Origin of the sequence: Mycoplasma marinum (assembly GCF_004335975.1) — a bacterium.
GTDB lineage: Bacteria > Bacillota_I > Bacilli_A > Mycoplasmatales > Metamycoplasmataceae > Mycoplasma_K > Mycoplasma_K marinum.
In genome coordinates this window covers 1-14,232 of sequence record NZ_PSZO01000001.1, presented here as the reverse complement: position 1 = coordinate 14,232, position 14,232 = coordinate 1, and the positions used below count along the sequence as shown (strand labels likewise).

At 28.5% G+C, this 14,232-nt stretch carries 9 protein-coding genes; 8 read left to right on the top strand and 1 reads right to left on the bottom strand.

Annotation, left to right across the window (positions count from 1 at the left end; translation table 4 throughout):
• The first annotated feature begins 108 nt into the window (after positions 1 to 108).
• The 4 genes from C4B24_RS00045 to C4B24_RS00030 all read left to right on the top strand — a co-directional run bounded on the left by C4B24_RS00045 (position 109) and on the right by C4B24_RS00030 (position 7,430).
• Positions 109 to 1,296 (top strand): phosphoglycerate kinase, encoded by a 1,188-nt coding sequence (locus tag C4B24_RS00045; protein WP_131598197.1) that lies wholly within the window; start codon positions 109 to 111, stop codon positions 1,294 to 1,296.
• 351 nt (positions 1,297 to 1,647) lie between these two features.
• On the top strand, positions 1,648 to 3,018 hold the full coding sequence (locus C4B24_RS00040) for a hypothetical protein (RefSeq protein ID WP_131598196.1): 1,371 nt from the start codon (positions 1,648 to 1,650) through the stop codon (positions 3,016 to 3,018).
• A gap of 457 nt (positions 3,019 to 3,475) precedes the next feature.
• Complete coding sequence (locus C4B24_RS00035) at positions 3,476 to 5,683, top strand: hypothetical protein (protein ID WP_131598195.1); 2,208 nt, start codon at positions 3,476 to 3,478, stop codon at positions 5,681 to 5,683.
• 1 nt (position 5,684) lies between these two features.
• Complete coding sequence (locus C4B24_RS00030) at positions 5,685 to 7,430, top strand: hypothetical protein (RefSeq protein ID WP_131598194.1); 1,746 nt, start codon at positions 5,685 to 5,687, stop codon at positions 7,428 to 7,430.
• Positions 7,431 to 8,029: 599 nt separating this feature from the next.
• Here the strand turns inward: C4B24_RS00030 and C4B24_RS00025 are convergent.
• On the bottom strand, positions 8,030 to 8,524 hold the full coding sequence (locus C4B24_RS00025; protein ID WP_131598193.1) for a MarR family transcriptional regulator: 495 nt from the start codon (positions 8,522 to 8,524) through the stop codon (positions 8,030 to 8,032).
• Between the two features lie 416 nt (positions 8,525 to 8,940).
• Between C4B24_RS00025 and C4B24_RS00020 the strand changes: the two genes are divergently transcribed.
• The 4 genes from C4B24_RS00020 to thrS all read left to right on the top strand — a co-directional run bounded on the left by C4B24_RS00020 (position 8,941) and on the right by thrS (position 14,115).
• Positions 8,941 to 9,717: a hypothetical protein gene (locus C4B24_RS00020; protein WP_131598192.1), complete on the top strand. Its 777-nt coding sequence runs from the start codon at positions 8,941 to 8,943 to the stop codon at positions 9,715 to 9,717.
• 104 nt (positions 9,718 to 9,821) lie between these two features.
• The gene (gene tpiA, locus C4B24_RS00015) at positions 9,822 to 10,559 is read left to right on the top strand and encodes a triose-phosphate isomerase (RefSeq protein WP_131598191.1); all 738 of its coding nucleotides are present in this window, start codon (positions 9,822 to 9,824) and stop codon (positions 10,557 to 10,559) included.
• A 62-nt stretch (positions 10,560 to 10,621) separates the two neighbouring features.
• Complete coding sequence (gpmI, locus tag C4B24_RS00010; RefSeq protein ID WP_131598190.1) at positions 10,622 to 12,133, top strand: 2,3-bisphosphoglycerate-independent phosphoglycerate mutase; 1,512 nt, start codon at positions 10,622 to 10,624, stop codon at positions 12,131 to 12,133.
• A 266-nt stretch (positions 12,134 to 12,399) separates the two neighbouring features.
• Complete coding sequence (gene thrS, locus C4B24_RS00005) at positions 12,400 to 14,115, top strand: threonine--tRNA ligase (RefSeq protein ID WP_131598189.1); 1,716 nt, start codon at positions 12,400 to 12,402, stop codon at positions 14,113 to 14,115.
• Positions 14,116 to 14,232 lie beyond the last annotated feature (117 nt).

The window sequence follows — 14,232 nt, the reverse complement described above, 5'->3', positions numbered from 1 at the left end:
GCTTTCAAAGAGCTATTTTTTTTATTTTAACAATTGTTTTGCTATTATATTTATTGAAAAGTAGTATAATTTTTAAGAAATATTTACATTAATAACAAGGAGAAAAAAATGAAAAAATCAATAAACGATGTTCAATTAAAGGATAAAAAAGTTTTACTACGTGTAGACTTTAATGTTCCAATTAAAGATGGGGTTATCACTTCTGAAAAAAGAATTGATGCTGCATTACCAACAATTAAAAAAGTTATTTCTGAAGGTGGAAAAGCAATACTTTTCTCTCACCTTGGAAGAATCTCTAAAGAGGAAGATAAAGCTGCAAATTCACTAGAAATTGTTGCAGCTAAATTAGCTGAAAAATTAGGTAAAGAAGTTAAATTTATCGACGCAACAAGAGGTGCTGAATTAGAAGGGGCAATTGATTCAATGAAAGCTGGAGAATTAATTATGTTCCAAAATACAAGATATGAAGATCTTAATGGAAAAGCTGAATCAAAAAATAATGAAGAATTAGGTAAATATTGAGCCTCACTTGGTGATGTATTTATTAATGATGCGTTTGGAACTGCACACCGTGCACATGCTTCAAATGTAGGGATAGCTTCAAACATCTCTGAATCTGCATTAGGATACTTAGTTCAAAATGAAGTTGAAATGCTTTCAAAAGGACTAGATGCACCTTCACACCCATTTGTTGCAATCGTTGGTGGAGCTAAAGTTTCAGATAAAATTGCTGTTATTGAAAACTTACTAGTTAAAGCTGATAAAATTCTTATTGGTGGTGGAATGGCTTATACATTCTTAAAAGCTATGGGTCATGAAATTGGTGCTTCTTTACTGGAAGAAGATTACATCGATTTAGCTAAAAAATTCTTAGATGAAGGTTCAGATAAAATTTTATTACCAGTTGATCATGCTATCTCTGAAGGATTTGCTGATAATTCAAGAATTGTATCAGAGGGAATTGATGTTCCTGCTGGATATATGGGTCTTGACCTTGGTGACAAGTCAATAGAACTATATAAAGAAGCTCTTAAAGGTGCTAAAACTGTTGTTTGAAATGGACCAATGGGAGTTGCTGAGTTTGAAAACTTCAAACAAGGTACAGAAGCTGTTTGTGAAACAATCGCTAAACAAGAAGGAGTTTTCTCTGTTATTGGTGGTGGTGATTCAGCAGCAGCAGCAATCAAATTAGGATTTGAAGATAAATTCACTCATATCTCAACAGGTGGTGGAGCTTCATTGACTTATATGGAAGGTAAACCTTTACCTGGTATTGTTGCAATTCAAGATAAATAATACAAAACAATAAAAAATCTATACTCCTAATAAAGGTATAAAGATAAGAAACACATCCATAGCGTTATGCATCATGTGAACATATTCACACGATGTTTTTTATGTCTTTATTTTTATAAAATACTTAATAATATTGAATTTATTTATCAATCTTCATTTTTTTTCATTCCATTTATTTAAATTGTATTTTTTTGACTTAATACTAGTTTTTTAAATTATAAGTATTAAAAAAATAGCATTCAAACCGCTAAAAAAGAGGTGTTTTTGAGTTGCATTTATTTGTCTTTGGAGACTAAAATGATAAAATAGTTTTATTCGCAAACAATATTGGCGAATTTATTGGAGATTAAAATGAAAAGAAAGTATAAAGTAATAGTTAGTTCAACAGCTCTTGGAGCTCTATTGACAACTGGTGTTTTAGCTACTGCAATTTCTTGTGGTAAACAAAAAACAGATAAATATGCTAATAGGATACACTTTTTCAAGTTTGATGGTAAAAAGTACGATACTTTTAAACAAGCTGAAAAAGCACAAAAACAGTATATTGATGATAAATTAGACAAAGAATTAAATGATTCATCAAATAAGGTTTATGCTTATAAATATAAAGGTAAGGAATACCTTACAAAGAAAGAACTCTTTGATGTTTACCGAAAGGATGTAAAAATTCAAAAAGTATACTTTAAAAATACTGGGAATATATTTAATGATGCCAAAAAGACTCACATATTAAAAGATGTGCAGGATAAGGAAGTTAAGGCAAAATCAACAATATTCACTCTTAACAATAAGGGATTTTTAAATATGGATGATGCAATTGATGAATATTTAAAAGGTCCAAATGGTGATAAAAGTGGCAAGGTTTATTCAGAAAAATTTTATGATAAAAATACTAAAAAATTCGGTAAATCTGGAGCTATATTGGGAATTAATAAAGTTAAACTCGATAATGTTGGTAATGAGGATGGGAAAGTTTATGTTACTAAAAATAATATAAAAACTACCAGCGCAAATCACACAACGATTATTGAACAATTAAAGGACTTAAGTCTTGCTGAATATACCCCAAAATATAAAATTATTGATCATTCAAATGAAGTTTCTAAATATAAAAAAGAATTTTTAAAAGTGATTTCCACTTTGAAAAAATATACAAATGAAGCGAGTTACGTAGAAAAAATTACTAACTCACCAGTAGCAGGTGAGAATATTGCTAAAATAACACTTCCTTCTGGGAGGGCATATACAAATACTAAATTATTTTTAGATGAGACTTTATTTGAAGGTAAAAATTACAAAGCAACAAGTATTAAGAAAATGGTTGATGATTCAAATACAATTAATGATCTTGATTATTTATGAAATTTAATGAAGTCTAGAACATGGGAAATTCAAGTTTATGAAGATGAAGATTATAGTGATACAATATCATTTAAATGATTGATTGACGATTACGAAGATTATGGGCTTAATAGATATGTAGAGGATGATGGATTTAATTTTGAAAGAAAATTTGAAGTTAATGGTAAATGATTTAATTCAAAATTAGAAGCACTTAAAGAAGTTGAAGGAACTTCTAAAAAACAGCCTATATCAAGAGTTAAAAAAACTTTTTCTGAAATTAAAAATATTGATTTAACGTCAATAGAAGATCTTAAAGTTATATTGAAAACTAAGTTAGAAGAGGCACTTAAAAAAAGATGTTGGTTCTGTTTCAGATAGGAATAATGGTCTATATATATCATCAACTGGTTTAACTTCTAATAGTTCATTAAAATCAATTGAAACTGATTCTAAACTTTTTGTATTTGATTTATTAAAATTAATAAATAAAACTCAAACAATTGATAAGCTTAAGTTAATTTATAATTTCATAAAGGACAAGACAATCGAAGCTCAAGATAACGATGAAACTACCGATCTTGAATTAGACACATTAAAATTTATTTATGATAAAAAAGCCTTTGCTACAAAAGATGAGGCTTTTAAAGAGTTCGCTCTTATAAATCACTTAAAAGGAGCATTTTTACATAGTGTAGGTAATTTTACTCAATTTTCAGAAATTGAAAATCGTAAAAATATTGAAGATGCAATTAAAAAATCTAAAATTGCTTTTGCGGCTGACAAAACATTACCGTTATTTGATTATGAAACTGGTAATGCTGCACCCGTTAAGTCTGTGGTTGGTGAAAATACACATATTTTTGCAGGTACTGGAGATTGTACTGGGAATATATATGTTAAAGTTAAGGCAACTGCTAATAATGAAATTGGTGGAGCTAATTCTATTGTTGGAAAAAACTATTCAAAAGAACAAATAGAGGCAGAACTTAAAAAAGTGTCAACTTGAAAAAATCCTTCCACACCAAATAATGTAATTAAAAAAACGACTACAGAAGAAGCTGCAAAAGGCTCATTAAAAAATATTTTGGTGGGTAGAGTTGTAGTGGCTAATGATGGTAAAATTAGTCCCTCGGATAAAGTTTATTTTGATGGCACAGCTCAAAATGAAGAATTAATTGAGAAATCTAAAACATTCGTGAAATCAAGAACTCATAATTTTATGCATGTAAAAAATGGAGTTATTTTAAATAAAAAAGAATTCAAAAAGAAAATGTTGAACGATTTAATTTCTACTAAATTTTCACAAATAGATGAAATTAATATTAGTAAAAAAGAGCCAAAAATATTTGATGATGTTGAATTAGATCCCATCATTATCAATGGCTTAAGTGGTACGGGTTCAATTGAAGAAACTATTACAAAGAATGATTTAACTGGAGCTTTGGACTTAACTTTTAATGTTAAACATTCAAATGGCAAGACTGAAGATATTACAAATAGGATTAATTCAGCTGCATTACAAAATGGAGATATTGTTACGGTGACAATTAAAAAAGGTGAAAGTTTCATAACAAGAACTATCAAAATAACAAGTTTAAAAATAGGGTTAATCGATTTCTTTAATTCTTCAGATCCAAATATTTCAGCTTCAAGAAAAATTGTTATGGATAAAATAAAAGAAGAAATAGGCGGATTATTGCCAAAAATAGGGGAATCATTTACTCAATTAAGTGATGCTTTTAAAGAATATATTGGTACAAAAACTGCATTAAGAAAAAAAACTGATAAACTTAAACTAGCGAAAGAGATTTTTGCTTCTAAAGATACTATTGATAATCAAGTCTTTGATAAAATTGCAGAAAGTAAAGATTCGATTATTAATATTCTTGTTGAAGAACTCTATAAAAACAACATCTTTTTAAACTCAATTTCTAAAGATGGTTCAAAAATTAAGGATGGAATAAAAAGTGAGATCAATGATTTATTAGATATTTTTAAAGTTATTGTTGACCACACATTAGAATTCTTAGGAAACTCAATATATTGAGAAAAAGAATGAAATAAAAAAGAAAACTTCGTAGCCAAAACATCGACATTAGATTCTAAGATTACTGAGTTAATATCTGCAAAACCTATAAATGGTTCAAAGGAATCAAGTGATTTAAAATTCTTGAAAAAATTAAAAGTAGATGGTAATTTCTTCGCTTCTAAAGAAGAACAAAAAAATTCAATTTTTAAGACAACTAATGAATTAATGAAAGATAATTCTAAAGAATATGAAATTTATAGAGAAGCAGTTAAGGATAAAAAAGGCAATATTATTAAAGGCGAATTTATTTATCACATTATTAAAGATGTTAATGCTAGAAAAATAACTAATACTTTCAAAAAGAATTTTAATTACACTGAATTCAAAAAACACGGAACATTAGATAATTTCGGTATTATAAAAGGCGAGGAAGCTGATAACCTTATTGGAGGAATTCTTGATAGAGCGAAAGAAAGACAAAAAAAAGATTGAAAAAACATTGATCTTAAAGACATTAGTCTTAAAGAACTCTATAAAAAACATGTATCAGATGGAAAAGATGCATCAACACACACTTCTAATAAAGGAATGGATTTTACAAGCATATTGCCTATGATTAAGAGTGTTTTAAGTGGGAATTCAATATCGAATATTCTTAGTGCTGCAGGTGAAGAAGGAGGGAAACTTTTAGGTGTTAATGGCATTGAAAATATTCCGGAAATGTTCAATTCTTTCACAAATTCAGGGTCTGATGTATTAATTGGTGTTGAAAACAACATGTTTGCCTTATTAACTTACTTAATTGGTGATAAAGCTCAAATTGTTATTGATATTAAGGAAAATACAGATGGAACACTAAAACTTGATAATTACTATTCACCACAAATTAGAGTAATTGATAAAGCTAATAATGACAAAATAACATATAGAAAGGATAACCTAGATAAATTCTTTAATCGTCTAAAACCATTTATGGATTTAGTGTATGAATTTTTAGGAGCAAAGGGTAAATAATATGAAATTTAAATTAAATAAAAAGATTGTTCTAACAAGTATGGCAATTCCCGTTGCAATTGCAACTCCTATTTCTGTTGTTGTTTCATGTGGAGTAGCAAATGAATCTACAATTAAAAATTTAAAACCACAAATACAAACAGACAGATACTCTGAAAAGCAATTGTCTCAATATTCCGCCACTCCTTATTCAAAGAATGCTATTAAAGGTGTTTATTCTTCGTTTTTAAATACTATGAAATTCACTGAAAATTTCAAGGGTAAATTAAAATTACAGGCACTTAAAGTTACAGATTTAATGGTTATTTCTTTGCTTGGTTATTTAAGGGAAAATGATTCAGCAAATGCTGGCTCTGACGATTCTAGTTCAAAAATAAAATTGGAACATATTAAAAAACTAAAAGCTGCTAAATTACACTTTTCAGAAAATCTTAAAAAGCTTAAGGTACAAGTTGATGAATTATTCAACTTAATTGCAATGGGGGATAATGAAACTATAATAGGCGACTTATTTGGTAGCGTTGCAGATAAGCAAGAAACACCTATTAGTTCAAATTCTAAAGAAACAAAAGAAGAAGCAACTAAAGAAACTAAAAAGGATGCCAAAAAAGAAAGTTCGATGGTTTTAATGGCTAAATTAGCATTCGGGAAATTAAAATTAGTTTTGGATAATGTAATCGACACTTTAATAAACATTGAACATCCAAATTCACCTACTTGAAAAACGGAATCAAATGTTGAAAAAATAGGTTCTTTAAAAGAACTTGAAAATTCTTCAGTACCAATAAAAAATGCTTCAACCACAGCTAATATTACCAATACTGATAAACTAGAATTAAGTAAAAAAATACACGCATTCCTTGATGGCAACCTTACAAAGGCAATTAGCAAACAATTAATTAGATCTTTTAAAACTGGTGGAGTAGATATAGTAGAAGACTATTCTAATGCAATGCTAATGGAAGCTAGTATTGCAAAAGAGATGGTTAAACCTATTGATCAGCCTGAAAATGCTATTAATGATAATGGGTTTAAAAGTGGTCTAAAGTTTCTTAAAAAAATTGCTAAAGACTCTCCTGATAAATTAATTATTTATAGAAATTCCGTAAATAAAAATATTTATTTTGAAATTGATACAACTGCACATGATTTAATTAACACAGCTAGACAAAATATTAAATATAATGAAAAACATGTGGGAGCATTGCTAGAAGACGGATTGTTGAATGATGTACTTATTGGTCCTATGTTAAAATCAAAGGATACAAAAACAAAAATGCCTAGTAGTGAAACTATCCTTGGAATTCTTGGACACCCCGAAAAAATATCTGGTCTGTTAAGCAAGGTTGATAGTATGCTTGGTGACTTTGGTAAAGCACTCCAATTAACAGAATTAGATTTACAAGCAGCAATTTCAAATATCTCAGGTAATCAAGCTCAATACTATGGTCAAATTGATTTTGATGCAAAATTAAAATCATATAAAATGCAAAAAAATGCCTTTATATCACCACAGTTCAATATTTTTGATATTAAAAATTATGGCTCAAATAATAACAAAATTAAAGAAGGTATTAAAAATAAAAAAATTACCGAACCTCACATTAAAAAAGAGGTTAATGGAATTAATGTGGATATTCCGATTCTTGAATTTATAGACAAGTTAACAGTTGATCCCTATTCAAACTATACATTTAGTCTTATGGAATTAGCATTAGCTTTAAAACTGAAGGATGTTGCACTTTAATTAAATATTTTATTAAACCTTGATTGAAATTTAAAATGCCTTTCTTATATTTAAGATTTAAGTGAGGTATTTTTCATATGTAAATATTCAAAGCGATAAAGTTAAAAGTTACATAAATAAAAAAATATATGAGTAGCAAACAATATCAAAACTGACTTTAAAGGAAGAGTGGCGGAAAGTATATAAAAGTCAAAACCTTAAGGTAAAATTTAAAATACACATTATATACGATTGTAATTTCTAAAAAGCATTAAAAGATGTGCTTTTTAAGCCTATTATTGCATAAAATAGTAAAGTACTACTTTTCTATAAGAATGATGTCTCATAAAGGCAAACTTGAATTAAAAATATCTTGGACAATTACTAGATTAAATTGCAATGGATATATTTCTAGCATCCATTTAGAGAATATATAATACAAACAAGAACTTTCAAGTGTAAGATAAAAAATATTTTTTAAAGTAACTAAAGACTTTAATTAATTTGATTCCAATTTTAAAAGTGCTTTTATTTTTAAAAATAAGTTTTTAGGTCTTAATATTAAGGTTGGGAAAAGGGCGAGAAAAAACTCGGTAAACGAGATTTTTTTTATAAAAAATTTATTTTTGCATCTTGTTATGTCACATATCTGAAAGAATCACATCTATTTCATGTATATCTTCATTTAATGAAACTTTAGCCATTTTTTTAAACATCTCAAGGAAATGTATTCTAAATATACCTTGATAAAATTCATTTATTAAAATTGTATAACTTTTATAGAATTTTTTATTAACCGATAAAATATTTGATCTTAGACCTTTTACCTTTTCTTCTATAACTATCCCGTCAGCAACAAGTTCTTTTATAACTTTAGAAGTATTTCCTGCATCTTTTTTCAAATGTTTAGAAATTAATTGTTTTGTAACTAATTCATCAAATACAATAGCATTGATAACTAAAATTTTATTAAAGTTTAAATTAGGATTTATTTTTTGCAATTTATGCAAGCATTCTTGATTAAATTCATCTTTTGAAGCTCTAAACATATGCCATACACCACGAATAAATTGTGTTGTTAATGGCACCTGTGTTCCAAAGTAGTCACTTTTCATATCTTTTTCTCCTTACTTTTATATTTATCTGAAGAAACTAAATTTAATAAAATGTTTCTACATAATATTAATAATAAAGGTTTTTATGTACTTTTACAACAATTAAATTTTAAAAAAAATATTTGTAAGTATATTACTATATAAAAAACCATTTTTTTACTTAAAGAGATAAGTGAATGTGATTAAAGTTGAAATTGACTTTAAAATGTGCTATTTTTTGTAAAATAATAACTAATATTTTATTTATTTTAATAAAAATAATTGTTTTTTACAAGTTTGACGTTTTGTTGTGGTAAAATTATTTTATCAAGTAAGTTCCGTGTACAAGAATGACATATGAAGTAAATTAATTAATAATAATTACATTCTTCCGGCTTTGATTTTAAACATAAAAACATTTACAAGGAGAATTAAAAATGTCAGAAATTAAAAAAGAAGAATTAGCAAAAAATACTAAGAATAAACCAACTGAAGTAAAAAAAGCTGCTTCGGAAACTAAGGAAATTACAACAAAATCTGCTACTACAAAAACTGTTGCAAAAGAAGAACCCAAAAAAGAAGTGAATAAAAAACCAATTATTTTAAATGTTAACTTTACTGTTTCAAAAAAAGGTCTTAAAAAATGAACTGTTAAAAAAGATGGTGTAGTTGGTTATACACATCATAAAACAAAAGCGGAAGCATTTGCTATTGCTGAAAGAAAAATAAGAGAAGTTAAAGGTAGACAAGGAAGAATTAAAATTCATGAAGATGGTAAATATACTTCAAACTGATTGATTGAAGCTAATAAACAAGCTAAATTGGCTTCAGGTAGTCAAGATACAGAAATCATTACTTTACTTAAAGAACAAAAAGCTAAAATTTTAGAATTAAGCCAAGTTAGAAAAGTTACTAAAAAAGAAGATGCTATGGAAATTGCTAAAGAAGCAAGAGAAGAAGCTAAAAAAGCAAATGAAGCTATTGTAAAAAATACAAATGAGCATGAAGAATTAAGAAAAGCAGATAGTGAAACAAATAAAGAAGTTGCAGAACTTAAAACAGAAGTTGCGAATTTAGTTAAAGAAAACAAAAAAATTAAAAACTCTTCAAGAATAGAAGAAATCCTTTTAATTGTTATATTCGTATTGGTTGTTGCAATGTTTATTTACATTACACTTGTTGCTACAGATGTAATTAACGCTCCATGAAAATAAACTTATTAAAATAGGCATTTTGTCTATTTTTTTTGACCTTTTTAACCACTAAAATGTTAAAATATATTTATATAATAATAATTATCATAACTAAGGAGAAAACAATGAGAAATCAAATTATCGTAGGAAATTGAAAAATGAATAAAACACCAGCAGAAGCTAAAGCTTTTATGGAAGAGTTTAATTCTTTATTTGAACAAAATAAAGATAAGATTGCATCAACAATGAAATTTGGAATAGGGGCACCAGCTATTGACTTAGCAGTATTATCAGAAACAGCAAAAGACAATTTTATTGTAGCAGCTGAAAATATGCATTTTGAATCAAACGGAGCATTCACAGGGGAGTTATCTGTTGAGATGATTAAATCTGTTGGATCAAATGCAGTAATTCTAGGGCATTCAGAAAGAAGATCAATGTTTAATGAAACAGATGCTGATGTTAATAAGAAAACTAAAGTTGCTTTAGCAAATGGAATTACACCAATCGTTTGTGTTGGAGAAACATTAGAACAATATGAAGAAGGTAAATCAAAAGAAGTTGTTAAAGCTTCTACTCTTGCTTCATTAGAAGGAATTACTGATTGAGCAAATGTTGTAATTGCTTACGAACCTGTATGAGCAATTGGTACTGGTAAAACAGCTACTTCAGCATATGCAGAAGAAATGTGTGCTTACATTAGATCAATTACTTCAGAAGAAGTATTGATTCAATATGGTGGTTCAGTTAAACCAGGAAACGTTGAAGAATTAATGGCACAACCAAATGTTGATGGTGCATTAGTTGGTGGTGCATCAGTGCAACCTGAGTCATTTATCAAATTGCTTACATTAAACAAATAATTACTAATAAATGGGTTAAACCATTTTTTAATTAAATAATAAGACATTAAAAGGAGAAAAAAATGAAAAAACCAGTAGTATTAATGGTAATTGATGGTCTTGGAACTATTGATAAAAAAGAAGGAAATGCAGTACAACAAGCTAATACACCAGTATTCGATAAAATATTTGCTGAATACCCAAATATTCTTGTTAATGCAGCGGGAGAACATGTTGGTTTACCTGCAGGTCAAATGGGTAATTCAGAAGTTGGACATCTTAATATTGGGGCAGGACAGGTTGTTTATACTGGACTTTCACTAATTCAAAATGCAATGGATAATAATACATTCAAATCAAATGAAGCATTTATGAAGGCTATCAAACATTCAAAAGAAAACAATTCTACATTGCACTTAATGGGACTTCTTTCGCCAGGTGGGATTCATTCATTAGATAAACATTTATGAAAACTACTTGAAATGATTGATGAACAAGGTGTTAAAGATGTTACAGTTCATGCATTTTCAGATGGTAGAGATGTAGCACCGGATGCTTTTGCTGAATCATTAGAGGAGTTAATGCCAAGACTTGAAAAATATGGATTTAATTTAGGTTCAGTTTCAGGAAGGTTATTCTCGATGGATCGTGATGCTATGTTTGAAAGAACAGAAAAAGCTTATCAATCAATAATGGGTAATGCAAACGAATCATTTGATGATATTTATGAATATGTTAAAAATCAATATGCAGCAGGTAATACTGATGAATTTATAGAACCGGCAATTAACAATAATTCTAATGTTAAATTTTTACAAGATAATGACTCGGTAATATTCTTTAACTTTAGACCAGATAGAGCTAGACAACTTGCTCATTTAATGGTTGGACACTCAAAAGTATATGATGTTAAACCATCAGTGCAATTAAAAAATGTCCCAGTTGTTTCAATGATGAAATATGAGGGAGTTCCAACAGAAATTGCATTTGATATGATGGATGTTCCAACACCAATTGGTAAAGTTATTTCAGAAGCAGGTCTAAAACAATTGCGTATAGCTGAAACTCAAAAGTACGCTCATGTTACATTCTTTATGGATGGTGGGGTAGATGTTGAATATAAAGGAGAAGATAGAATTCTTATCGACTCTGTAAAGGTAAAATCATTCACTGAGGCACCTAAAATGTCTGCTGAAGGAATTGCCACAAAATTAATTGAAGTTGTTGATAAATATGATTTAACAATTATGAACTTTGCCAATCCTGATATGGTTGGTCATACAGGAGACCTTGATTCTGCCATTGTTGCTATGGAAGAATTAGATCTTCAAGTTGGTCGTATTTTAGATAAATTAAATTCAATTGGTGGAACATTATTTATTACGGCTGACCATGGTAATGCTGAAATAATGATAGATGAAAAAGGTGGTCCAGCAACTAAACATACTTCTTCACCAGTATTATTTGTATGTTCAGATAAAAATATTAAGTTAGCTTCAACGGGTAAGTTAGCTAACGTTGCACCTACCGTACTTGATTACATGGGTGTTGAAAAAGGTTCTTCAATGAATGAAGAATCATTACTAATTAAATAATGGATGAAAAGTGCTTTGAGGCACTTTTTTTAATAAAAACTTATAAAAATATTTATTTTTTACTAAAAAGTAATATAATTTTTATGAATAAGACAAGATTGATATTTGTGATATTAAATAGCGAGTCCCAAGATGGTGAAAGTGGGAATAATATTGAATATTGATTACTACTTATTTATTAAAATAACAATAGCAAAAATAAGAGTCTTTTAGGAGTGGTACGTTAGCCTTCTAAACGGCTCTTTTTATTTTGAAAGGAAATAAAAATGAAAGTAAATAAAGAATTAAACCATACTGCTTCACACCTTTTGGCTGCCGCAGTTTTAAAGTTATATCCAGAAACAAAGTTGGGATTTGGACCAGCTATAGAGGAAGGATTTTATTATGACTTTGAGTTTGTAGAACCAATCCAAGAATCAGATCTTAAAAAAATTGAGAAACAAATGTCTAAAATGCTTGCTGGTGGATATAAAGTTCAAAGAACAGATGCTGTAGATCTCTCTGATCAACCATACAAACAAGAATTGATTAATGAATTTACATCTCAAGGTAAAGAAATTACTTATTATGGAATGATCAATCCTACAAATAAAAAGTCACTATTTACAGACTTGTGTGCTGGAGGGCATGTTGAAAAAGTATCGGAAGTTAAACATTTTAAACTTCTTAATTTAGCTGGTGCATACTGAAGAGGTAACTCAGATAACATCCAGTTAACAAGGATTTATGGTACTGCATGAGAAACAAAAAAAGAATTAGAAGATTATTTGACTATAAGAGCTGAAAGAGCTGAAAGAGATCATAGAAAAATTGGTAAAGAAATGAATTTATTTATGTTTTCAGAACTTGCAGGTAAAGGGTTTCCAATTTATTTACCTGATGGACAAATAATGAAGAATATAATCCAAGAATACGTTAGAAAAACTGAAAAAAGATTTGGTTTTACAGAAGTTCAAACACCTGCTTTTGGTTCAAAAAACCTTTATATACAATCCGGACATTGAGCACACTACAAAGATGATATGTATGAACCTGTTTCAGTTGATGGTGAAGAATTAGTTATGAGACCTATGACTTGTCCGCATCATTTCATAATACTTAACTCTCAAAGACGTTCTTATAGAGATTTCCCATTGCGTTTATCAGAACAATCACGTTTATATAGATATGAAAAATCAGGTGCACTTTCTGGACTTGAAAGAGTTAGATCAATGGAATTAACTGAAGGACACATTTTCTGTAGAGAAGATCAAATTATAGAAGAATTTAAAAATTCATACAACCTAATTAAAGAAGGTCTTGAAAAATTCAATATTGAAATTGATTATGTCTCTCTTTCATTAAGAGATCCAAAAGATAATGAAAAATATCACGGTGATGAAAAAATGTGGTCTCGTGCAGAAGATGATTTAAGAAAGGTTTTAAAAGATTTAGGAATCGAATATAAAGAAATGATTGGTGAAGCTGCATTTTACGGACCTAAAATAGATATCCAAGTTAAAACTGCTCTTGGGCATGAGGTGACACTTTCAACATTACAATTGGATTTCTTACTTCCTGAAAAATTTGATGCTCATTATTGAGATGAAAATGAGAACAAGGTAAGACCTGTACTAATACACAGGGGATTCCTTTCTACATATGAAAGATTTATTGCAACTATACTTGAACAAACAAAAGGTGTATTGCCATACTGACTAGCACCAAAACAAGTTTCAATACTCCCAGTTTCTAATGAACACCATTTAGACTATGCACTTGAAGTTATGAAAGAATTGGAATCAAAAGGTGTAAGAGTCACAATTGATGATTCAAAGGAAAGACTTGGTAAGAAAATGAGGAACGCTCAACTTTCAAAAGTTAAGTATCAATTTGTTATTGGGGATGATGAAAAAGAAAATAAAACAATCAATGTTAGAGCATATGGTTCAAAAGAACAAGAAACAATGACAATTGATGAATTTATTAAGAAAGAAAAGTAATATTAAAAGAACTTTATTGTTCTTTCTTCATTGTAATTTAAAGTGCAACACTTTTACAGTTATAAATAAATTATACAAAAATTGTATATTAAAGATTCGGACTTGAAATGAGTTCGA